The organism is Lentzea waywayandensis (genome assembly GCF_900115955.1).
GTDB lineage: Bacteria > Actinomycetota > Actinomycetes > Mycobacteriales > Pseudonocardiaceae > Lentzea > Lentzea waywayandensis.
Window position 1 is genome coordinate 64,829 of the sequence record NZ_FOYL01000001.1, and the last position, 23,339, is coordinate 88,167.

Consider the following 23,339-nt stretch of genomic DNA (forward strand, 5'->3'; position numbering starts at 1 on the left):
AGAGCCGAGGTGCGCGAGTTAGTTTTGCGCCATGACCAGGACAGCTCCGACGGCGCATGATGCCGACACCCACGACCTGATCCGCGTGCAGGGCGCGCGGGTCAACAACCTGCGCGACGTCGACGTCGAGATCCCGAAGCGCCGGCTGACGGTCTTCACCGGTGTCTCCGGGTCCGGCAAGAGCTCGCTGGTGTTCGGCACCATCGCCGCGGAGTCGCAGCGACTGATCAACGAGACCTACAGCGCGTTCATCCAGGGCTTCATGCCGACGCTGCCGCGACCCGAGGTGTACCTGCTGGAGGGCATCACCACGGCGATCCTGGTCGACCAGCAGCGGATGGGCGCCGACCCGCGCTCCACCGTCGGCACCGCGACCGACGTGAACGCGATGCTGCGCATCCTGTTCAGCCGCCTCGGCGCGCCGCACATCGGCGGCCCGCAGGCGTTCTCGTTCAACGTCGCCTCGATCTCCGGCGCGGGGGCCGTGACGATCGAGAAGGGCGGCCAGAAGGTCAAGGAGCGCCGCGAGTTCTCCATCACCGGCGGCATGTGCCCGCGCTGCGAGGGCCGCGGGCAGATCTCCGACATCGACCTGACCGAGGTCTACGACGAGTCGAAGTCGATCCTCGAAGGCGCCATCAAGGTGCCCGGCTACAACGTCGACAACCAGTGGACCGTGCAGACGTTCGCGCAGTCCGGTTTCATCGACCCGGCCAAGCCGATTCGCAAGTACACCAAGAAGGAGCTGCACGACTTCCTGTACCGGGACCCGATCAAGATCAAGGTCAACGGCATCAACCTGACCTACGAGGGCCTGATCCCGAAGCTGCAGAAGTCCATGCTGTCCAAGGACCGCGAGGCGCTTCAGCCGCACATCCGCGCGTTCGTGGACCGCGCGGCGACGTTCGGCACCTGCCCGGACTGCTCTGGTACCCGCCTGACCGAGGCTGCGCGGTCGTCCAAGATCAAGGGCGTCTCGATCGCGGACCTGTGCGACATGCAGATCACCGACCTCGCGGACTGGATCCGCGGTGTGAAGGACAAGTCCGTCGCTCCGCTGGTGGACAAGCTCGCGCACACGCTGGACTCGTTCGTGGAGATCGGCCTCGGCTACCTGTCGCTGAACCGGCCCGCGGGCACGCTGTCCGGTGGTGAGGCGCAGCGCGTCAAGATGATCCGGCACCTCGGGTCGGCGCTGACCGACGTGACGTACGTGTTCGACGAGCCGACGATCGGGCTGCACCCGCACGACATCGAGCGGATGAACAACCTGCTGCTTCGCTTGCGGGACAAGGGCAACACCGTTCTCGTCGTGGAGCACAAGCCCGAGACGATCGCGATCGCCGACCACATCGTCGACCTCGGTCCCGGCGCCGGGCGGGGCGGCGGCACGATCTGCTTCGAGGGGTCCCTGGAGGAGTTGCGCAAGAGCGACACCGTGACCGGCCGCCACCTCGACGACCGCGCGTCGCTGAAGCCCGAGGTGCGGGAGAGGACCAGCGTCCTGGAGATCCGCGGCGCGTCCACGAACAACCTGCGCGACGTCGACGTCGACATCCCCCTCGGGGTGCTGACCGTGGTCACCGGCGTGGCGGGCTCGGGCAAGAGCTCGTTGATCCACCGGTCGATGCCCAGGGACTCCGGTGCGATCGTCGTCGACCAGACCCCGATCAAGGGCTCGCGGCGCTCCAACCCCGCGACCTACACCGGCCTGCTGGAGCCGATCCGCAAGGCGTTCGCCAAGGCCAACGGCGTGAAGCCGGCGCTGTTCAGCGCGAACTCCGAGGGTGCCTGCCCGAACTGCAACGGCGCCGGCGTGGTGTTCACCGACCTCGGCATCATGGCGACGATCGAGTCCCCCTGCGACGTCTGCGAGGGCAAGCGGTTCGACCAGGCCGTGCTGGAGTTCAAGCTCGGTGGCCGTGACATCTCCGAGGTTCTCGCGATGCCCGTCGCCGAGGCCGTGGAGTTCTTCGGCTCCGGTGAGGCTCGCACGCCCGCCGCGCACGCGATTCTCGAGCGTCTGAACGACGTGGGCCTCGGCTACCTGTCCCTGGGCCAGCCGCTGACGACCCTGTCCGGCGGCGAGCGCCAGCGCCTGAAGCTGGCCACGCACATGGGGGACAAGGGCGGCATCTACGTCCTGGACGAGCCCACGACCGGCCTGCACCTCGCCGACGTCGAACAGCTCCTCGCGCTGCTGGACCGCCTGGTCGAGGCGGGCAAGTCGGTGATCGTGATCGAGCACCACCAGGCCGTGATGGCGCACGCCGACTGGATCATCGATCTCGGCCCCGGCGCCGGTCACGACGGCGGCAAGGTGGTGTTCGAGGGCACGCCCGCCGACCTCGTGGCCGGCCGCTCCACGCTGACCGGCGAGCACCTGGCGGATTACGTTGGTGCCCCGGCGCGTCGAAAGAAGCGTTAAGCGGGTACCAAGGGGGCATGCACATCACCACGTTCCTGGACCGCAAGCTCAGTCGCAGGTTCGAGACCTACGACAGCGACCAGGACGGGTACGTCAACCGGGCGGACTTCGAGCTGGCGGCGTCACGGACGAGCGCCGCGTTCGGCCTGACCTCGGACGACCGGCGGGCGAGGCGGTTCCAGGAGCACCTGCTGGGTGTCTGGGACCACCTCTCCGCCATGACGGACACCAACGACGACGGCCGGATCAGCGTGGACGAGTACAAGGCGGCGTTCGCGAAGGGCCTGCTGGAGCGGCCGGAGGCGTTCGACGACGTCTACGTGCCGTACCTCGACGCGCTGATGGCCGTCGCCGACCACGACGGCGACGGCCACCTCGGCGTGGACGAGTACATGCGCTGGACGACGGCGTGGATCAACCTGCCCGAGGCCGACGCACGCGAGGTCCACGCGCGGCTCGATCACGACGGTGACGGTCTGATCGGGACGGAGGACCTGCTGGCGGCGATCCGGGCGTACTACTTCTCCGAGGACCTGGACGGGCCGGGAGCGTGGCTCCTGGGGCCGCTCGACTAGTCAGCGGTCTCGGCGACGCTCTTGATAGAAGCGGCCTCGGTCTCGACGTACCGCCTGGTCAGCCCCTTCGTGAACAGCCAGCCGAGCCCGGACAGCGGCCCGGACACGCTCAGTGCGAGGGTGAGCCGGGTCCCGTCCGGGTGCGGCTCGACGACGTGCGAGGCGACACCGAGGACGCCGGGCGACTTCGACTCCCAGGTGTAGGACGTCCCGTCGGTCAGTTCGGTCACCGTCCAGACCGCCTCAGGCAGCTTCGGTTGCCTGAGGCGGGCGCTGGAGCCGACGGCGAGCGGGCCGTCGTCGAGGCGTTCCACTGAGTCGACCGTCGGGATCCGTTCCGGCCAGCGCTCGACGTCGACGAGCACGTCCCAGACGCGCTCCGGCGGGGCCGCGATCGTGATGGTGTGCTCCAGGCCAGGCATCCGCCGAGTCTACGACTGCCGGAACCGTTGCTCGATCTCCTTCACCGCGGCGGCGGCGAGTTCTGCGGCAGCCGCGCGTGGTGAGGGCTTGTCGACGATCTTCGCGACGAGCCGGCGCATGTTCGTGCCGATCTTCGCGAACGCCGACTCGGCCGTGGCGTCGATGTCGCCGAACAGGGTCCACCACCACCAGGAGTTCGTGGCGGAGTTCGCGACGACGTCCGGGATGACCAGCGCGTCGATCTTCGCCTCGGCCTCCGCCGTCACCGGCATGTTGGCGGCTTCGACGATCAGCTTGGCTTTGACGGCGTGCGCGTTGTCCTGGTTGATCGCGTAGCTGGTGGCCGCCGGGACCAGGACGTCCGCCTCGACGTCGAGCCACCTGTCGCGGTCCAGCTCTCGATCTTCGGGGCGCAGTTCGGTCCGGTCGATGGCGCCGTGCGAGTCCCGGGACAGCAAAAGGGTTTCCACATCGAGCCCATCAGGGTTTGCTATGACACCGTGGACGTCCGCGAGCCCGACGATCTTGACGCCGGCCTTGGCGAGGTAGCGGGCCGTGGCGCCGCCCATCGAGCCGAAGCCCTGTACGAACGCGGTGGGGTTGCGCAGGTCGAGATGCTCGATCCCCGCCAGCGCCGCCTCGGCGACGCCGTAGCCGCCGACCAGTTCGTCCAGGCTGACGCCGTCGACGGTGACCGCGAAGGCGGCCGCGAGGCGTTTCCTGGCCTTCTGCTCGTCGTCCAGCAGCGGGTAGACCGCCTGGATGGACGACTGGAGGCCGATCTTCTCGATCGCCGCGTCGATGGCCGACTGCCTCAGCCCGAGGTCCTCCCCCATCGTCCAGAAGCGTTCGATGTAGGGCGACATGGCGTACAGGTACGCCGTGAGGACTTCCTGCGCTCGCGGGTCGTAGGGGTCGAAGTCGATGCCGCCCTTCGCGCCGCCGAGCGGGACGTAGCGCGCGCCGGGGTCGTAGTTGAGGGCCTCCTTGGCGGTCATCCCCTCGGCCAGCCCGCGGACCTCGTCGAGCGTGCAGCCCGCGCGCATGCGCAGACCCCCGCTGCTGACCCCGCGCACCAGCCGGTCGATGACGAGGTAGCCGCGCGCTCCCGTCGCCGGGTCGGCCCAGGTGACCTGGAGAAGACTCATCGAACACACCCCCTTGACTTCAGCGTATGACCGCGGTCACATGAGCCCGAATAACTGACTGATTAATCAGTTAACCATCTGGAGGGTCCTGTGAGCGAGGTACAGCCTCTCAGCGGCAACTGGCTGGGCGAACGCACCCACCTGCGCAAGTCGCTGCGCCGGGTGGACGTGACGTTCTACCTGCTCTGCACCCTCGTCGGCCTGGACACGATCGGCAGCGTCGCCGCCAACGGGCCCCAGGGCCTCGTCTGGATGGTGATCCTGGCGGTGGTGTTCTTCGTGCCGTACGGGTTCCTGACCACCGAGCTCGGCACGGCGTTCCCCGTCGAGGGCGGCCCCTACGTGTGGACCAAGCTCGCGTTCGGACGTCTCGCGGCCGGGGTGAACCAGGTCCTCTACTGGCTGTCCAACCCGCTGTGGATGGGTGGCACGCTGGCGATCATCGCCGTGACGACGTTCGAGACGTTCTTCCTGCCGTTGGGCATGGTGGGCAAGCACATCGCGGGCCTGGCGTTCATCTGGACCGGTGTCCTCGCCGTCGCGGCATCGTTGCGGATCGGCAAGTGGGTGCCCATCGCGGGCGCGTTCGCGCGGATCGTGCTGCTGGGGTTCTTCATGGTCTCGGTCGTCGTCTACGCGGTGAAGAACGGCGTACAACCGTTGTCCGGCGGCGATTTCGTGCCGACCTGGACGGGTTTCGTGGCGCTGGTGCCGGTGCTGATCTTCAACTACGTCGGCTTCGAGCTCCCGTCGACCGCCACCGAGGAGATGACCGATCCGCAGCGCACCGTGCCGTTCGCGATCCTGCGTGCGGGCATGGCGGCGTTTCTTCTTTACGGAGGGCCGATTCTCGGGATTCTGCTGGTGGTGCCGGCCTCACGGATCCAGGGCCTGGGCGGGTTCATCGATGCCGCCAAACAGGTGCTGACCGTCTACGGCGGATCGGTGGCTGCGGACGGAACCGTCACGTTGACCGGTGCGGGCGCGGTGCTGGGAAGCGTTTGCGCGGCGGGTTTGATCATCGGCGTGCTGACTTCCGGTGTCTCGTGGGCGATCGGTGCGCATCGGGCGCAGGCCGTGGCGTGTGCGGACGGCGCCGGGCCCGCCTATCTGGGCCGGTTGTCCCCTCGTCATGGCACTCCGGTGCGCGTGAACGTCCTGTCCGGACTGCTGGCCTCCGTCGTTCTGGTGACGGCACTGAACTTGTCCGGCGGCGACTCCGAGAAGTACTTCACCGCCGGGCTGGCGCTGGTGATCTCGACGACGTTCATCAGCTACCTGCTGACGTTCCCGTCGATGCTGGTGCTGCGCCGCCGGATGCCGGACGTCGAACGCCCGTTCCGCGCGCCTTTCGCCGTGCTGACAACGATTCTGACGACCGGCCTGGTCGCGTTCACCGTCGTCGTGCTGATCTGGCCGCCGGAACTGCCCTCGGCGTTCGAAGGCGAGCGGACGCAGTACACGTTGTCGCAGGTCGTCCCGCTGCTGATCGTGCTCGGCATCGGCTTCTTGTTCTACGCGCTGGGCTCCCCGACCCGCGCTCGCGACGTCACCTCTGCATCTGCATGAGGAACTCCGCGTTGCTCTGGGTCTTGCGCAACCCTTCGAGCAGCACGTCGATGTCGCGTTCGGACATGGCACGGCGCATCGTGTCCGTGATGGCGAGCTCCTGCGGCCCGACCAGCAGTTCCGCCTTGCGGGTGCTGGACTGGTTGAGGTCGATCGCCGGGTAGATCCGCTTCTGCGCGGCCTTGCGGTCGAGCTTCAGCTCGGCGTTGCCGGTGCTCTTGAGCTCCTCGAAGATCGCCGTGTCGGCCAGCGAGCCGGTCTCGACGAGCGAGGTGGCGAAGATCGTGAGGCTGCCACCGTCCTCGATGTTGCGCGCGGCACCGAGGAACTGCTTCGGCGGCGTCAGCGCCCTGGCGTCGATGCCACCGCTGAGAATGCGCCCGCCGTTGGGCTGCGCGAGGTTGTAGGCACGCCCGAGTCGCGTCAGCGAGTCGAGCAGGATCACGACGTCCTGTCCGTCCTCGACGAGCCGCTTGGCCCGCTCGACCGCGAGTTCCGCGACGCGGATGTGCTCGTTCGGGTGCTCGTCGAAGGTCGACGTGAACATCTCGCCCGGAATCGTCTTGCGCATGTCGGTGACCTCTTCCGGCCGTTCGCCGACGAGCGCCACGATCAGGTGGACGTCCGGGTAGTTCTTGGCGATCGCCGCGGCGATCTGTTGCAGGACAATGGTCTTGCCGGCCTTGGGCGGCGCGACGATCAACGCCCGCTGCCCCTTGCCGATCGGCATGACCAGGTCGATCGTGCGGCTGGTGAGCTCGTTGGGGTCGTGCTCCAACCGCAGCCGCTCGTTGGGATAGAGCGGCGTGAGGTCCTCGAACCGTGGCCGCTTGTGCGGCTTGCGCCCGTTGACCGTGTCCACGCTGATGAGCTTGTCGTTCTCGGTCTCACCGCTGATCTGGTCGCCGCGCCGCAGGTCGTGCTGCCGCACGAGACTCTGCGGAACCTGCGGCCCGTCAACGAGAAACGCCTTGTGGTTACGTACGTCGAGTACACCGATGTGCATCGGGTCTGTCCTTTCAGGAGGGTTGGTGAAGACGCGCTTCATCGACTCCGCGCACGGGGTGCGACGGGAGGAGAGCGCTGCAGATGCCGTTGATCCGACTGCATCTGATGTGTGGGTCCGCCAGCGTGAGAAGCCGGGGGTGTCGGCTGCGGCGTTGTGATCGTCCAGCAGCTGGTCGGAGCTTACGTGCGCTTACCTGCGCACTGCCGGTTACAAACGGACTGTAGCAGAGAACGTCAACCGTCCGCTTGTTATTCCGCGCACTTCTTCTTGACCAACGCAATGGCGTCCGCGCGCATGACCTCGCTCCACCGCGCCAAGCATCTGGCCGCACGCAGTCTGATCTGCCACGGAGCGTCGGCGTCGAAGGCGATGTCCTTGGCCACCACCGCGCACCTGTCCCGAAGATCTCTGCGTCTTTCCACCACGCTTCGCGCGCACCACAGCCGGATGCGGGGTGACAGCGCAGGGTCAGCCGCCAGCGCAAGCAACTCGTCCAGGGCTTCCTGCGACGGCGCCCAGCTGATCGACCGCAGCACGTAGATCCGGCCCAGCACCGTCGGTGCCACGAGCTTCCGCTGAATAGCAAGCACCTCGTCCTGGCTGGTACGCAGATAGTTGCGGAGCCAGTTCGCCGCGTTCGACCGAACCCGAACCGGAAGTCCTGCCTCCGCGAGCATCGCTCGCGTGAGCAACTCGGCCTCCGTACGCCCGCGTGCGCCGAGCTTGCCCAGATCCTCCGCCGCCTGCATTCGCCGGGAGGGCCTCACCGCCGGATCTGTGGCGATCTGTCGGTAGAGATCGGCCGCAGACGACCGATCAGACGCCGTGAGTTCGACCAATTTGTTCGCCGCTCGCCACCGTTGGACCAGCAATCCAGCCTGATCATCTCGCAATGCTCGCAGCTCGTCGAACTGCCCGACGTACGCCAGCACGTCGACCCTGTCGCGCCAGGACAGGTGCGGCTGCCGAAGCAACATATCCCGAACCGTTGGATTCGCCGCCATGTTGGGAAGGCGAAGCACTGTGGCCAGTCGCTCGCGCAATGGACGAGCTTCGTCGAGCACGCGATCGAGAACAGGCTGCCATTCGCCAAGCTTGGCCGCAATGGCCAGCGCCTCAGGCGAACCATCCGCTAGTAACATGCCGACGGCCTCCGGCACGTGCTTCTCAGACAACCGGCCGAGTTCTTTCGCGGCGTCCCTGCGTTCCTCTCGGCTACTCGTCGGGCAGGCAAGAATTTCGCGGACCGCCTCCTCGCTCTCCAAGATGAACGACCTGTCACCCCAGGAGTCAGGGGCCGGCAGGCGATCAGCCAATCGTGCTGACCGGTCAACCAGCAACACGCGTTCCATGCCAGTGCGATGAGGACGAGGAAGGAGCGCCGCCAGTCGGACGCGCGATGTGTCGTTCAACGCGGGATCGCGGCACAGACCGACGATGATCTGCACCATCCTCGGTGACACAGGATCATCGAAGCTGGCCAACTGGAGTGCAGCTGACGCCCGTTCCCAAACATGGAGTCGCGGTGATTCAGCAAGTCGCCACAAGAACGAGATGACGGAGGAGGTCGCCGAACGGTCAAGTCTCATCAGTTCCACGGCCATGGCGCATCGGATCCTTACCGGCTGGGCCAGATCGTCCATCACTGATCGATGGAAGGCGACCGCGTCGGCCATGAACGCCGGATCCGCAGCTGCCAAGAAGCTGTAGGATCTGCTCCGCAAATCAAGACCGAGGTACGCGTCGTCCGCCTGGGCGCGAAGCTCTGGGATTCCCTCACGTCCGAGCAGCGCGGCCGCCGCTGCCTTGGCCTGGCAACTCGCGCTCGGATCGCCAGACATCGCGCGCAGCCGTTCACGGATGTCCGCTCCCGCTCGTGTCGCCTTCGACGCGTAGTTCTGCCACATCACGAACGACATCTCCGCAACACCTCGCTCATGCAAGGTGAGTGCGACCGGCAAGAACTTCTCGTCCAGGTCGGACAGCATCAGCGCACTTTCCATCCGCCGCCAGAAGGGCGCAGACTCATCAGCCACAACGGCGCGGAGCACCTCGTCTGGGGCTCGATGGCCGAGGTATACCAGCGACTGCACTGCTGACCACACGCGAGCGGAACTCGTGCGCTCGTTGCGCAGTACTCCGTGCAACGCCTCCGCTAGCACCAAGCGCACTCCGGGCCCAGATTCCGCGAACAGCAGGGTTGCAGTGTTCATGCTGAGGGGAAGACCGGCCTCGACGAGCTCACTCAACAGCCCTGCGGCCCTCCGGTGATACGCCCGCCCCAACCGATTCACTCCACGAGCCGCCGACAAACGAGGACGTGCAGAGCGCCTCTCGTCACGCGCCACCATCGTCAACAGATCTGCGGCCAAAGCGCGATCAGCCGCGCCGAACGAACTGAACGTCCGGCCCAGAACAAGCGGTGCATCTACGCAATCACGCACATGCTCCGTCAATGCGAGGAGGGCAGACTTTGCCTCACGGCACAGGTCGGGCCCGAATGAGACCAGCTCACGCCAAGCGCTCACCAGCACCGAGGGATTGTTGTCTGCCTTGATGATCGCCAACAGGTGCTGAGCGACTTCTGGGTGACGCTCAGGGGCGAACTGAACAAGGTCCGATGCGACCGAACAACGACTGTCAGGATCCGCGTCGGGGTCCGCCAGCAACGCCCACATCAAGTCCAGAGAACGGCTCCGATGCGGTTCCCCGATGTCAGCCAATCGTCGAAGCGCCTGCTGATATTCATAACCCTTCGGCAACATGTGGTCGAGCGCGCTCTCGAACTGAGCGGCGGCTTCCCCGTGAAAAGCAGGTCCGAGGTCCGCGAGGTTCATCGCGGCGAGGTTGGAGTGGTTCCAGTTCGACGTGGGGTCTGCGAGCGTCTCCCGTAGGACCGCGACGGCACGGTCTCGATGCCCCAGATGAGCGAGTTCGGGTGCGCTGATCAGCTTGTCGACCCGCGACACCATCGGATCGTCCTGTTCGGACAGGAGGTAGTCGGCAGCGGCAACGCGGTGCTGTGGCCCTAGAAGAGCGAGCATGCTCGCGACACCGGAGCGGAGCCCGCCCGGAAATGTGGTGCTGGCGAGGCGCGCTGTCAGCGCCTCTGCGGCCTGCTCCCTCCGGCCGAGCGACGCAAGACCGATAGTCGCGTCGTACCATCCAGCCGAACTGTGCGAGTGATCCATGAGCACGGACAGGAAGGTCTCGGCACACTGGTCTTGGAATTCGGGATCAATCTCCAGCAAGCCGGTTGCCGCCTCCACCACGTCCCGCAGCGGTGTGTCTACGTCGGACATCAGTCGCTCCAGCGCCGAGACGGCCAAGGCACGGCTGTCCTGGCCGAAAGCAGACAGGACGACCGCAGCACTGCGATGATCAGCACCCGAGGCGTCCTCGTCCTCCAGCACTGAGCGCAAGCCTCGTTCTGCGACTTCCCTCTCTCTGCTTCCACTGTGTGCCAATGCTTCTGCGGCGACAAGTCGGCCATCAACACCGGCAGACATGTCGTCGACCGCAGCTCGCAGCAATGCGATTGCAGCATCCGTGTACGCGCAACGCAATCGCACACCTAGGGCGACAGCAGCTTCGAGTCGTGACTCCCACGGCGCAACAGGATCACCCATCAGTTGCGCCAGCCACTCAGCCAGACCGGTGTGGCGGGTGGCACGGCTGGTCTCTCGCAGGATCAGTCGTGCCGGATACCGGGTAGTCATCGCCCACGCCCGCGCGGTCACCAGGAACTTCTCCACCACAGGCGTGCTCGCTGGCAGATGGTGAGCGAGCAGGCGAGCGGCGAGGAGGTGCTCTTCCGACCCGCCAGTGTGCAGCCAGCGCAGCGTTCGGTCAGCCTCGCCGTCGTTCAGGTGCGAGTGGTGCAATAGGACGGATCTGGCGAACGTGCCGCTGTCCTCCTGGTAGCCCTCGTGCAGGAGTTCCGCGAAAGAGTCGTGTCGCGGCGTGAACTCAGACGGCAGTTCCCGCGCCTTCGAGGTGGCGGCTACGTGCTCGGCGAAGCTCTGGTGGAGGAACGCGATGTCGTTGCCTCGTTTGACGAACGGTCCCACGTTCAGCAGGTATCGGAGGAGGTCGTCGATCCGCGGAACACCGTTGCAACTCCCCCAGTCCTGCGCGGCAGCTGTCAGCGAGGACTCACTGGTCAACCGGGTGCGGCCGAGGTGCTCGACGAGTGCCACGCGATGGTGTTCGAAGACTTCGACGGTGGGGCGGGACGACAGGATGAAGTTGAGGTAGCTCTCGTACAGCTCGTACTGGTTGCCAGGCAGAGGGCGGTCGCGGTACTGCTCGAAAACGATCGCGGCGATGGTGGCCAGCAGTGGTACTTCAACGAGTTCGGCCAGATGAGCCTCGTGGATCTGCTGCAGGAACCGGTCTGCGTGGTCCTCCCCGATCTCCTCGAACCAGTTGTGCGCGAAGCGGCGTAGGGCTTCCTGGTCAAACGGCTGCAACTCGTAATGCGCGGCTCCGGCCCGCTGCAGGGCGGCCAGCGCACCGCCTTCGGTTGGTCTGGTCGTGAGGAGCACGCGGTGGATGCCACGGGTTGCCCAAGCGGACAGCGTGTGCACGAGCGTTGCTCGCAACGCGCTGTCGGTCACCTCGTCGAGCGCGTCCACCAGCAGCAACCAGCGACAGCCCGCCACCCGGTCAGCGAACAGCGCCGGGTCGAGCGGGCCGTTCAGGTAGCGGCCGTGTTCGACGAACGCGCTATCCGCCAGTGCCTGGGTAAAAGCGCTGCCGAGGTGCTGAGCGAGGGTGCGGGCGGTGACTCGGAGCGGGATCACCGGCTCGGCAAGCGGCGCGTCGTCGGGCGCCCGCCGCGTCCATTCAGCGGCGATGTCGGCCGAGAGCCGAAGGGTCAGCGTCGACTTTCCCTGTCCCGGACCGCCCAGAACGAGCACGTGCCGGTCGGCATCGAGCGCGGCGCGCAGCAGTTTCGAAGGTGGCCGGACGGCGACGCGCACCGACGGCGTCGCGGGGATCTCGACCAGCCTGCCGTGCTCGTCCAGCATCGGCGCGGACCTCGCTTGGGAGGTGGTGCTGTCCTCTACCCCACCGCCCAGGCCCTGACGCACGTAGATTGTGCCCAGGGCCGGAGTTCGGGCCCCGGGAAGCTGGTACGGCAGCAGATCTGCGGTCTGCTGCTGCGCCCACAGCAGGTGCTCGATCTCAGTGGGAAGGCCGACGGCATCCGCCCAGCTCGCAGGCGGTGCGCACGGCAGATTGTCGGTCGGCGACGAACCGTTCAGATAGACATTGCCGTGGACGGTGTGGGCTTGGAACGCGATGCCGTGGACGTCGCCCGTCGAGTTGCTGGTGAGGTCCTCGTCCGCCACCGAGGGATGGTCCCACGACATCGGGGGCCTTGAGTGGACAAATCAAGGACGTCAGGCGCCCGCCAGGCTTCGATCATGGGTCTGGGCGCCCCGTCTTAGCGTCGATGGCGGGGAGGCCGTAGCCGAGGGTGCCGAAGCCGGTGGGTACGGGAAGCTTGCAGGCGTCGACGGGCGGTGGGCCACCAGGACCGGGACCACTCGCTGACCTAGTCGATCAGGTCGAGCACGACCTCCAAGAGGGCTAGGCGGGGACGGCCGGAGGTCATGTGCGCGAAGGCTTGTGGGACGACCGAGCCGCTCGTGGTGAGGCAGAAGCCTTGGCTGGTGGTGACGTGGGCGTAGCCTGCGCCCTGCTCATAGCGGGGGACGTGCTTGGCATCGTGTTCGGCCAGGGCGCGATAGATGCCGAGATGTGTGCCGGACACCAGGTTGGTGCCGTCCGCTTGTTATTCCGCGCACTTCTTCCACGAGAGCCGGAACGTCGTGCTCACGCTCGAGTCGGTCGAGTCCATGGTCATGAAGCTGCCGCTCCCCTTGCCGGTGAGCTTCAGCTCGGTCTCGACGGTCAACGGCTTGCGATCCTTGCACGGCCCGTGCGCGACCCCGCTCGGCGTGTCGGTGACCTGCCAGTTGTCACTCATCGGCGCCTGATACGTACGACTGGTGTGCCGCGTCGGAAGGCCGGGAAACCAGTAGTCGTTGCGCACGACACCCTTCGCCTTGTCGGTGAGGTGTGCGAACCCGCGGTAGTCCGTCGCCGCGATGCCGTAGGTGTATCCGGCGGCGTGGTTGAGTCTGAGGGCGATCGTGCAGCTCCTCTTGGCCTCGTTGCCGTTGCCCTGCACCAGGAAATCGCTGTAGGTGACCGTGAACGCCTCGTTGTCCTGGGACATGGCGACGTTCGTCGTTGCTGCCGGGCAACCGGACCCGCCCACGCTGACCACGTCGATCGTCACCGGGCCGGGTGGCGGCACGAGAACTGCCAGCAGTGCCAGCACGACCAGCATCGAGGCCTCCTCACGTCGCTGCGAAGAACCTATCGAGGCCCGCAATCCGGCGAACGGCGCAGAGGCTCACGCACCTGCCAGGTCTCCGATCACGTGGATCACCGTCGGGCGGTCCGCGCTGAGCGCCTTGCGCAGCGCGGTGGCGAACCTGTCCTCGTCGTCCACGGTGAGGCCGTGGCAGTTGAGGCCCTTGGCCACCTTGACGAAGTCGACGCCCGGCAGGTTCACGCCGTGCACGGGTTCGCTGCGATCCACCATCTCGCGGCGGATCTCGCCGTAGCCGCCGTTGTCGGCGATGATCACGGGCAGCGGCAGGCGTTCCTGGGCGGCGGTGGCCAGTTCGGGGAGGGTGAACATGATGCCGCCGTCGCCGTGCAGGGCGACCACCTGGCGGTTCGGGGCGCCCATCTTGGCGCCGATGGCCGCGGGGAGGCCGTAGCCGAGGGTGCCGAAACCCGTGGGGTACAGGAAGCTTGCCGGGCCTTCGAGCGGCAGGTTGGACAAAGTGCCGTAGTAGCAGACCATTGCGCTGTCGCCGGCGATGATGGCGCCGGGGGCCAGGACCTCCTTCAGCGCTTCTACCAGCGGAAGCCAAGGTGCGCCTTGAGTTCGGGCGTGTTTGGTGAAGAGCCTGTGCCAGCGCTCGGCTCGTTTCGCGGCCTCCGGGCCGGGGTTTCCCTTGCCCAGGCGTTGGTTCAGGGCCGTGACGGTGGCCTCGGCGTCGCCGACCAGACGGTAGTCCGGGAGGGCGTTGGTGATCATCTGAGCCGGGTCGACGTCGATGCGGATGAGGTCGCCGGGGAACTTGAGCGGGCCGTTCCACAGGTCGGTGGAGGCCAGTTCGGTACCGATGGCCAGAACCGCGTCGCACTCGGCGACGAACTCCGCCACCGCCTTGTGGTGCAGGCCCGCGCCGATGGAGAGCGGGTGACGTTCGGAGAAGACGCCCTTGCCGTTGGCGGTGGCCACGACCGGGGCGCCCAGGCGTTCGGCGAGGGTCGTGATCTGCTCTGCCGCGCCCTTCGCTCCGCCGCCGATGATCATGCCTGGTCTCGTGGCCGTGGTGAGGCGGCCGGCGGCTGCGGCGATGGTGACGGCATCGGCCGGCGGGTGTGCCACCAGGACGGGGGCCACCTCGCTGACGTTGTCCAGTGCGTCGATCAGGTCGAGCGGGATCTCCAGGTGGGCCGGGCGGGGGCGGCCGGAGGTCATGTGCGCGAAGGCCTGTGCGACGGCGAGCGGAATTTCGGCGACGCTCTGCACGCGGTTCGAGTAGCCGATCACGGCTTCCATCGCGACGCTCTGGTGCCGCACCTCGTGCAGCGTGCCGTTGCCGCGACCGGGGTGGCGCAGGGGCATGCCCGGGGAGATGAGCAGGACCGGTACGGAGTCCGAGTACGACTGGGTGACCGCGGTCATGGCGTTGAGGACGGCCGGGCCGCTGGTGGTGAGGCAGATGCCTGGTTTGCCGGTGACGCGGGCGTAGCCATCGGCCGCGAAGCCGGCGCCCTGCTCGTGGCGCGGCGTGACGTGCTTGACGTCGTGTTCGGCCAGGGCACGGTAGATGCCGAGGTTGTGGGTGCCGGGGATGCCGAACACCAGGTCGGCGCCGTGCGCTTTGAGGGCGCGCACCAGTGCGTCACCCCCGGTGAGGCGAGGTGGGGTCATGCGCATGCCACGCGTTGTCCGCTCGTGTCGTTCACTGTGTCCCCTGAAGGGATGATCAGCGCGTCGACGGCCAGCACGCCGTCCGGCCCCACGCGCACGGGGTTCAGCTCGATCTCGGCGAGGTCAGGTCTGGCCGCGAGCGTCTCGGAGATCTTCGCGATCACCTCGGCCAACGCTGCCACGTCGACCGGCGGCGCGCCACGGGCGCCTGACAGAAGCGGGGCAGAGACGAGGCGCGCCAGCATGTCCCGCGCTGTGGCGGGAGTCACGGGCGCGAGCTCGATCGCGGTGTCCCTGAACAACTCTGCGTGGATGCCGCCCGCGCCGACGAGGATCACTGGGCCGAACGAGTGGTCTCGCTTCGCGCCGATGATCAGCTCGACGACGTGCTCGCGCGTGTCCATCTCTTCGAGGACGTACGTGCCGGGCCCGAGCCGTGCCCTCATCTCGTCGAACGCCGCCGCGGGGTCGGTGACGTTGATCTTCACGCCGCCGTGCTCGCTCTTGTGGGCCAGCCAGTCGGCCTTGAGCGCGAACGGGCCTTGGAGGCACGTCGCCCTCACGTCGGCCGCTGACGTGACGGCGTGCGCCCTGGGGAACCGGACGAAGCCGAGCAGGTCGCGGGCCGCCAGGTAGCCCGGCTCGAACGGGGCGGGCGGAGCTGCCGAGTGGCCCGGCTCGAACGGGGCGGGCGGAGCTGCCGAGTGGCCCAGGGCGGAAGGCATGACCGGGGCCGTCAGGACCTCTGGCAGGCTCACGCAGGCGTCCCCTCCAGGGGGTCCCCCAGATTCAATTCTTCCAGCCGACACCGACAGTTCTGGAGCGTGCGGCGCGCGAGTGGACCGTTGATCAAGGGCGCCGAGCCGTGCCGCGTCACCGAGTGCGGCCACCGCGCGCTCGATCGTGTGCTGCACAGGCACACCACCTGCTCGCAACGTGCGTACCGCGGCGGAGTCCTCGCGCATGCTGTGCACGACCACGGGCACGCCGGTTTCCCTTGCCAGCGAACAGATCTGGAGAGCGATGGTCACCTCCGCGACCTCCAGGGAAGGCGTGTCCTCTCCGTAGCTGCCGAAGTAGCCGGACAACACGACCGTGTCGACTTCGCCTCCGCGCACCAGCACCTCGACCGCGCGGGAGTAGTTCGCGAGGTCCTGCTCCCCCGCTCCGGCCAGGTCGATCGGGTTGCGTTTCGACGCCCCCACCGGCAGTCCGTCGACAGCGGACAACGTGGGCACCGTCAGCCCGGCCGCCGCCGCGAGGTCCGCCGCGATCGCGCCCTGCCCGCCCGAGTCGGAGATGACCCCGACCCTGCCTCCACGGGGCACCCCGGACGTCAGCACGGCCGCCAGGTCGACCAGAGCCGCGGGCGTCGCCACCCGGACCGCTCCCGCGAGTCGACAAGCCGCGTCCACGACGTCCAAAGAGGACGTCAGCGCACCCGTGTGCGTGAGAGCGGCTTCCTGAGCGGCGACGGAAGATCCGACGGTCAGCAGCACCACGGGTTTGCCGGCCGCGCGCAGTTCCGACATGGCCGCCACGATCCCGGGGCCGAAGCTCTCCAGGTAGACCCCCACGACGGTGGTCAGGTCGTGGGGAACCAGGTCCAGCAACGCTTCCGTCGCCGTCACGTCCGCCTGGTTGCCGACCGAGACGAACCGTGAGATTCCGATGTCCGACGACGCCGCGAGCCCGGCGATCTCCAGCCCGACCTGTCCGCTCTGCGACACCACGCCCAGCGAACCTGCCTGGAACCGGCCCCACGCGAGGTGCAGCGACGTCGCCGCGTCGAACACGCCCAGGCAGTTCGGGCCGAGCAACCGCGCGCCCGCGTCACGGATCCGGCGGATGACGCGATCGTCGATTCCCGAGGTGATGCCGACGAAACCACGTACGCCGACCGCCAGCGCCTCGTCCACCACGGCCGGCACGTGTGCCGCGGGTACGGCGAGCACGACCAGTTCGGGGGCCTCGGCCAGTTCCGAGAGCGAGCGGACGGTGGGTTGCCCCAGAACAGCGCCACCACCATGGTTCACGAGGTGCACGGCGCGGCGGTCGTGGCCGACGAGGGCGCCGCGAGCGAGCCAGTGACCCCACTTGGCGGGGTCGTCGCTCGCACCCACGACGGCGACGGACGCGGGATCGGAGAAGATCATCTGGCACCGAGGCCGCGGGAGATGATCAGGCGCTGGATGTCCGAGGTGCCTTCCTCGATCTCCTCGAGTTTGGCGTCGCGCATCCAGCGCTCGACGGGGTACTCGCGGGAGTATCCGTAGCCTCCCAACGTCTGCACGGCCGCGTGCGTGCACCACATGGCGTTCTCCGACCCGACCAGCTTCGCCATCGCCGACTCCTGCGCCACCGCGTGCCCCTCGTCGTACAACGTTGCCGCGCGCACCGTCAGCAGGTGCGAGGTGTCGACGCGGGTGGCCATGTCCGCGAGCCGGAACGCCACCGCCTGGTGCCGCATGATCGGCACCCCGAACTGCTCGCGCTCGGCCGCATAGGCGGACGCGAAGTCCAGCGCGGCACGAGCGAGTCCCGTCGTGGCCGCGCCGATGAGGATGCGCGACGCGTCGAACGTCCGCATCAGGCCGACGAACGCCTGCCCTTCCTCACCGAGGCGGTTCTCCACGGGCACGCGCACGTCGTCGAGGAACACCTCGGCGTTGACGATCGCGCGCTGCCCCATCTTCTGGAACGGCGGCCCGACCGTCAGCCCCGGCGTGTCGCGCGGCACGACGAAGGCCGTGACACCACGCGACCTCAGCGTCGGATCCACCGTCGCGAAGATCACGAACATCTCGGCGTACGGAGCGTTGGAGATCCAGGTCTTCTGTCCTTTGAGGACGTACACGTCGCCCTCGCGCCGTGCGGAGGTCTGGATGCTCGCCGCGTCCGACCCGCTGCCGGGCTCGGTCACGGCGACGGCGGTGAGCGGCGGCCTCTCGGTCCCGAGTGGACCGAGGAACCGCTCCTGCTGCTCAGGCGTGCCGAGGTGCTCGATCGGCGCGCTGAAGAAGCCGTTGGACGTGATCAGGTTGCCGATGCCGATGTCGCCGTGGCACAGCTCCTGCTGGATCAGCACCTGGGTCAGCAGGTCGGTGACGCCGCCGCCGCCGAACTTCTCGGGGAGCATGAACGAGGTCAGCCCGAGCGCGGACGCCTTCTCCCACACGTCGAGCGGCGACTCGGTGTCGGCCTCGTCGACGGCACGCCCGCGTGGACGGATCTCCTTGGCCGCGAACTCCCTGGCCAGTTCTACGAACTGCTCCTGTTCGGCCGTGAGCCGCAGGCCGTCGCGGACGGTCCGCCCCATCTCGCACCCCTAAGTTGACTGACGAATCAGTTATTCACGATCCATCGGGCAGCCTAGCTCTGTCAAGGCGGGTCAGCAGGGTCGCGAACGGGTGACTACCAGGGCATACAGGCAACGATGGGACTGCCACGCTGACGTACGGTGAGCGCCGCGGAGGCACTGATCACCTGCATGGAGCAGCACAAGATCCAGTGGCGCGCTTTCGCTCGCAGGGCCGCGCCGAGCCACACTGAGAACGGTGACCATTGTGGAACGTCACCGTCTCAGAAACCTTTGCGCGCCCAGGAGAGTGCCCCGGTCAGGCGCTCAGAGCAGCACCGACGATCTCCAGGGCCTCCTGCCGTGACAGGCCCAGTTCCACCGACATCGCCGCGTACTGGGCCGCCGCCGCCCGGACGCGCTCGCGATTGCTGTCGCCGTTCGCGCTGACCACGGTGCCGGCGCGGCCCCGTGTCTCCACGAGGCCGGCTTCCTCCAGTTCACGGTAGGCGCGAGCCACCGTGTTCACGGCCAGGCCCAGGTCTTTCGCCAGGGCACGCACCGTTGGCAGCTTCGCACCCACCGGCAGTTCTCGGTTCGAGATGGCGTGCGCGTAGTGCACGCGCACCTGCTCGTAGGGAGGTGTCTCCCCCTGGTGGTCGATCTTCACTGCGCCCCATCCTCCCCGCATGTAGCTACTTCTGTATTGACCAACGGGAGAAGGAGGCTGAGGTTGCGGTCGATTCAGCGCAGATTGTTCTTCTCGGCTCCCATCTGCACGTAGAGCTTGCGCCAGCCCTGGTCGGCGTCGGTGGCGGATTTGCCGTCGCAGTACGGCTTTGCGCCGTTCGACGTGTAGTAGCGGAGGAGAGATAACGAGACGACGGTGTCCCAGTTGCCCTCGTCGAAGTACTCCTCCCCCGGCGTCTGCTCCTGGTGCTTCATGCAGGAGACGTCGGACTGCCGTTCGTCGTCGAACTGCGCGGTGGGGGTGCTTTCGGTGCTGCACGCGGCCAGGCCGAGGGCCAGGGCGGCCAGCACGATGAGCTTCTTCATGATCCTTCTCCTTGACTAACCGGCCAGCGCACGCGTGGCCAGACCGACTCCGACGAGCATCACCAGCGCCGCGGTGCCCAGCGGCGTGAAGTCCGTGAACCTGCGGAAGCGGGCCAGTCGCGGCCCGAAGCGGTCCCGCAGCGAGACCAGGAGCAGACCGGCGGCGGTGAGCATCGCCGCCATGCCCAGGCCGTAGGCGAGCACCAGCACCACGCCGAACCACGTGCGGCCGAGCGCGATGGCGCCCAGCAGCACCACCAGAGCCGACGGGGACGGCACCAACCCGCCCGCGACCCCCATTCCGACGAGCCCCGCCCGGCGGTGCCCATGCCCATGGCCATGGCCGTGTCCGTGCCCATGTCCATGTCCATGCCCGTGGTCGTGCCGCTTACGACCACGGGACAGCACCGCCGAGCGGAGCAGCACCCCTCCGATCACCGCGACCAGCAGACCGCTCGCCACGCCGAGCCAGCGCAACACCGACTCGCCCGCGATCGCGCTGGACGCACTGATCAGCAGCCCCAGCACCAGGACACCCGCCGTGTGGGTGATGGTGACGGTGGCGCCGACGAGGAGTGCGTCGCGGCGGGTTCCCCTCGAACCCGCCAGGTAGGCGGCCATCACGGTCTTGCCGTGGCCGGGCAGCGCCGCATGCGACGCGCCCAGCACCAGAGACAGCAGGACCGCACCGATTCCGACCACCGGGGTGAGATCACCCACCAGTCCGACGGCCGCCTTCGTGGCTTCACCCAGAACCCCAGGTGGGGTGACGACTGACCCCTCACCTGGTTGTGCGAGGAACCGCACCGCCCGCACGTCCAGCGGCGACGACAGCAGGTCCTCCGGGTACGTGCGCAGTTCGTTGCTGATCGTCTCGGCCGGCGCGCCGGACACCGCGACGTCCACGCCGACGACGGTGATCTCGCGCCAGCCGGGCTTGTCCTTGAGGTACGAGTCGCTGAACGTCACCTCGACCTCGCCCCGCGACGGCAGCAACGCGGTGTACTCGCACGTCAGGCGCATCGTGGGCAGGCCGGCCTCACCGGGCGGGCGCACGACGTCGGCGTCGCGCACCTCGAACCGCAGTTCCTGCTCGTCGGCCATCGCGTTCAACGACTTCGCGCGTTCCGTGCAGCGTTTGCGAGCATCGACGAACTCGCGGTCCTGCAAGGTCGGGATCTCCGCACTGTCCACAACGGACCGAAGCTCGATCCGGTCCGCGAACACCCGCAGCCCGTCGTAGTGGTTCACGCTGAGATTGCTCAGCGGGTGCGCCTGCGCGACCCCGCCCATCAGCAGCATCCCGAACAGCACCAACAGGAACACTCTCATCGCAGGCTCCCCAAAATCGCCTCGCGGTGCCGCAGCACGTCGGGGTCGCGCCAGCCCAGCGCGACCGCCTTGTCCGAGTACGGCAACGCCTCCGCGGACCGCTTGTTGACGTGCAGAGCCCACGCCATCGCGTCCGCCGTGAAGACGCTCTGCCGCTTGGCCCACTCCTTCTCCGCGAACCGCAACGCCTCGGCGGGGTCGCCGTGATCAGCGGAGATCAAAGCCGCCGTCAGGTCGTCACCGCCCAACGCGCGCAACTGCCGCAACGCGAGGTCGTACTGCGCCCGCGCCTCGGCAGGCTTGCCCGCCTTGTCCAGGGCTTCGCCGTACCTCACCAGGTGTTCCGGTGACGGCACCTTCGACGCCAGCTCTCGAGTGGTCTCGAGAGACTCGTCGGTCCGCCCTTCCAGCTTGTCCAGATGGAGCCGGCAGAACGCGACCTCGTCCGGCGAGGAAGCCGACTCCAGGGCCCGTTCCAGCGCCCCGCGCGCCTCGTCGAGACGGCCGCGCAACTCGAAGTGGTAGGCCGCCCGGGTGAACGACGCGACCCCTGGCCTGAGGTCCAGCATGCGTTGCAGTGCAACGGATTCTCCCTCGGAGTCACCGAGCTGGGTCAAAGCGTCGACCAGCACTCCCTGCGCGGCGGCGGAGTCCGGCAACACCGACACAGCGCGCCGGCCCCAGTCGCGGGCGGCAACGAAGTCGTGCCGGGCGTTGGCGAGCGCGCCACGTCCGATGAACGCCTCACCGTTGCCTTCCGGCTTGAGCCGCAACGACTCGGTCAGCGCCTTCTCGGCACGGGGGTGGTGCTGGGGGTCGAAGGTGACTCGGGCGAGCTCCACGTGCGTGGCCCCGAGCTGGGCCCAGGCAGCGGCGTCCTGCGGAGTTCGGCGGAGCTTGGCCTGCAACGACTCGGCGTTGCGCTGCAAAGAAGAGGTCTGCGTGGCGGCGGGTGCCGCCGCCTGCGGGGGAGCGCAGGCGGCGACAGCCAAAAGGGCAGCCAGCAGCGGAAGTGTTTTCCACATTGAGGGCACCCTCGTTCAGCGGGAGTTGACCGCCTGGTTGCTGGGCAGTCCGACGTACGGGAACCGATCTCCGAAGCGAACGTCGTTGCCGTTCACCCGGTCACCCTTCGCGAGCGCCGGCACGAGCTTGCCGGTCAGCGCCGCGCCGACCACCGCCTGGATCTCGATGTCCACGACGTCGTCGGTGAGCCTGCGCCCGTTCGGGAACCCCTGCAGGTCCCCGCCGAGCACGCCGAGCCGGTTGGGGTTGCGCGTCACCGGCGTGGACATGTTGAGCCGCAACATCTCCGAAGGCTGGAACTTCTTCGGGTTCACGTCGGCGTTGTTCAGCTGCGAGTTGAGATCGACCTTGATCGGGCCGCCCGCCTTCGTGGTGATCCCGGTCAGGAAGATCTCCACCAGGTCGGAGCGCGGCGTCTTCGGCGCGGGGATGCCGTAGATCGCCTGGATCAGCCGGGCCAGCTCCGGGTCGTTCACCCGGTCCAGCAACGCCTGGACCTTCGCGTCCCCCACGGGTTCGAGCCCGTTGAACGCGTCCTTCAGCGGCGCGGACGACACCACCTCGTTCACCAGCGGGTTGCCGAGCCTCGACACCTGCACGAAGTTGCCCTGCGGGGTCGCCTTGCCGGGGTCGAGCTTCAACGTGCGGCGCTCGGTGTCGCTCCACACGCCGATCACCGGGTTGCGCTTCGGGTCGCCCTTCAGCGCGAGCATCGTCTTGGGCACCTGGATGGCGATGGTGTTGACGTTGTAGCCCATCAGGGTGTCCTGGTTGACCTCTTTCAGGTTCCCGCCGTACAGCAGGTCGAACACCCGCAGGTCCAGGAAGAACGAGTCCTCGGACGGTCCGATGTAGACCTGGCCGCCACCGGGGATCTTCGCCGTCGCCTGGTCCCTGATCGCGCCGAAGTTCGGGAACGACGCCGGTCCGGTGTTCGACGGCGCCGCACGGCCGTCCTTCACGAGCTGGGTCGACTTGCCCTGCTCGATGAGCTCCAGGTTGTAGTTCTGGCGGAACAACAGGTTGTCGTCGTTGATCGACGTGACCGGCCCGTTGTTGTAGAGGAAGGTGTTCGCCTTGCCCCGCCGGTCGTCCGTGTTGAACGTGACCCGGAACGTCTTGTCCGGCACCGCGTCGCCGTCCGCGTCGACGTTGATGTCGTAGCGGGCGTCGGTGGCCCACGGGTAGAAGTTGGGGCCACCGTTGGGTTCCTGCAACCCGAACCAGTTCGCGATGAGCGTCACCGTGTCGGGCTTGTCGGGACTGGTGAAGGCGTACACGTCGGTGTTGTCGACCGCCGGGTCCGCCGCGATCAGTGGTGCCTCGCGGTGACTGGAGGCCTGTGCCGCCGGAATCGCCGCCGCCACCGCGACCACGGCCGCGGCGATCGCACCCCGGCGTAATCGTTGTTTGTTGCTACTTGGCATTGTCCTGCTCCCTTCC

At 67.6% G+C, this 23,339-nt stretch carries 17 protein-coding genes; 3 read left to right on the forward strand and 14 right to left on the reverse strand.

Features of this window, described 5'->3' with window-relative positions; translation table 11 throughout:
* Positions 1-31: 31 nt before the first annotated feature.
* A complete protein-coding gene (locus BM417_RS00350; RefSeq protein ID WP_093587710.1) occupies positions 32-2,428 on the forward strand; it encodes an ATP-binding cassette domain-containing protein in 2,397 nt (798 codons plus the stop codon).
* A gap of 17 nt (positions 2,429-2,445) precedes the next feature.
* A complete protein-coding gene (locus BM417_RS00355) occupies positions 2,446-3,003 on the forward strand; it encodes an EF-hand domain-containing protein (RefSeq protein WP_093587711.1) in 558 nt (185 codons plus the stop codon).
* Here BM417_RS00355 and BM417_RS00360 read toward each other — a convergent pair.
* Positions 3,000-3,425, reverse strand: coding sequence for an SRPBCC family protein (locus BM417_RS00360; protein WP_093587712.1), 426 nt, complete (start codon positions 3,423-3,425; stop codon positions 3,000-3,002). The genes BM417_RS00355 and BM417_RS00360 overlap by 4 nt on opposite strands.
* Positions 3,426-3,434: 9 nt before the next feature.
* Positions 3,435-4,574 carry a Glu/Leu/Phe/Val dehydrogenase dimerization domain-containing protein gene (locus tag BM417_RS00365; RefSeq protein ID WP_093587713.1) on the reverse strand — a complete coding sequence of 380 codons (1,140 nt, stop codon included), beginning with the start codon at positions 4,572-4,574 and terminating at the stop codon, positions 3,435-3,437.
* A 90-nt stretch (positions 4,575-4,664) separates the two neighbouring features.
* On the opposite strand from BM417_RS00365, the gene BM417_RS00370 reads away from it, so the two are divergent.
* Positions 4,665-6,143 (forward strand): APC family permease, encoded by a 1,479-nt coding sequence (locus BM417_RS00370; RefSeq protein WP_218164276.1) that lies wholly within the window; start codon positions 4,665-4,667, stop codon positions 6,141-6,143.
* On the opposite strand, the gene rho is transcribed toward BM417_RS00370, so the two are convergent.
* The 12 genes from rho to BM417_RS00430 form a co-directional block, all read right to left on the reverse strand.
* Positions 6,124-7,149: a transcription termination factor Rho gene (gene rho, locus BM417_RS00375; protein ID WP_322788928.1), complete on the reverse strand. Its 1,026-nt coding sequence runs from the start codon at positions 7,147-7,149 to the stop codon at positions 6,124-6,126. The genes BM417_RS00370 and rho overlap by 20 nt on opposite strands.
* A 251-nt stretch (positions 7,150-7,400) precedes the next feature.
* A complete protein-coding gene (locus BM417_RS00380; protein WP_177320208.1) occupies positions 7,401-12,509 on the reverse strand; it encodes an NACHT domain-containing protein in 5,109 nt (1,702 codons plus the stop codon).
* Positions 12,510-12,715: 206 nt separating this feature from the next.
* On the reverse strand, positions 12,716-12,934 hold the full coding sequence (locus BM417_RS00385) for a hypothetical protein (RefSeq protein WP_093587716.1): 219 nt from the start codon (positions 12,932-12,934) through the stop codon (positions 12,716-12,718).
* Positions 12,935-12,955: 21 nt separating this feature from the next.
* On the reverse strand, positions 12,956-13,516 hold the full coding sequence (locus tag BM417_RS00390; RefSeq protein ID WP_093587717.1) for a DUF4360 domain-containing protein: 561 nt from the start codon (positions 13,514-13,516) through the stop codon (positions 12,956-12,958).
* Between the two features lie 66 nt (positions 13,517-13,582).
* A complete protein-coding gene (locus tag BM417_RS00395; protein ID WP_093588501.1) occupies positions 13,583-15,184 on the reverse strand; it encodes a thiamine pyrophosphate-binding protein in 1,602 nt (533 codons plus the stop codon).
* The gene (locus BM417_RS00400) at positions 15,181-17,340 is read right to left on the reverse strand and encodes an acetate--CoA ligase family protein (RefSeq protein ID WP_093587718.1); all 2,160 of its coding nucleotides are present in this window, start codon (positions 17,338-17,340) and stop codon (positions 15,181-15,183) included. Before BM417_RS00400 ends, BM417_RS00395 begins: the two co-directional genes overlap by 4 nt.
* Entirely contained in the window at positions 17,337-18,503 is a 1,167-nt protein-coding gene (locus BM417_RS00405) for an acyl-CoA dehydrogenase family protein (protein WP_093587719.1), read from the reverse strand. Before BM417_RS00405 ends, BM417_RS00400 begins: the two co-directional genes overlap by 4 nt.
* Positions 18,504-18,801: 298 nt before the next feature.
* A complete protein-coding gene (locus BM417_RS00410; RefSeq protein WP_245821585.1) occupies positions 18,802-19,152 on the reverse strand; it encodes a GntR family transcriptional regulator in 351 nt (116 codons plus the stop codon).
* 74 nt (positions 19,153-19,226) lie between these two features.
* Positions 19,227-19,538: a hypothetical protein gene (locus BM417_RS00415; protein ID WP_093587721.1), complete on the reverse strand. Its 312-nt coding sequence runs from the start codon at positions 19,536-19,538 to the stop codon at positions 19,227-19,229.
* Positions 19,539-19,553: 15 nt separating this feature from the next.
* Positions 19,554-20,870 (reverse strand): nickel/cobalt transporter, encoded by a 1,317-nt coding sequence (locus tag BM417_RS00420; RefSeq protein WP_177320209.1) that lies wholly within the window; start codon positions 20,868-20,870, stop codon positions 19,554-19,556.
* A complete protein-coding gene (locus BM417_RS00425; protein ID WP_143138448.1) occupies positions 20,867-21,895 on the reverse strand; it encodes a tetratricopeptide repeat protein in 1,029 nt (342 codons plus the stop codon). Before BM417_RS00425 ends, BM417_RS00420 begins: the two co-directional genes overlap by 4 nt.
* 15 nt (positions 21,896-21,910) lie before the next feature.
* Positions 21,911-23,323 carry a DUF4331 domain-containing protein gene (locus BM417_RS00430; protein ID WP_177320210.1) on the reverse strand — a complete coding sequence of 471 codons (1,413 nt, stop codon included), beginning with the start codon at positions 23,321-23,323 and terminating at the stop codon, positions 21,911-21,913.
* Positions 23,324-23,339: the final 16 nt, after the last annotated feature.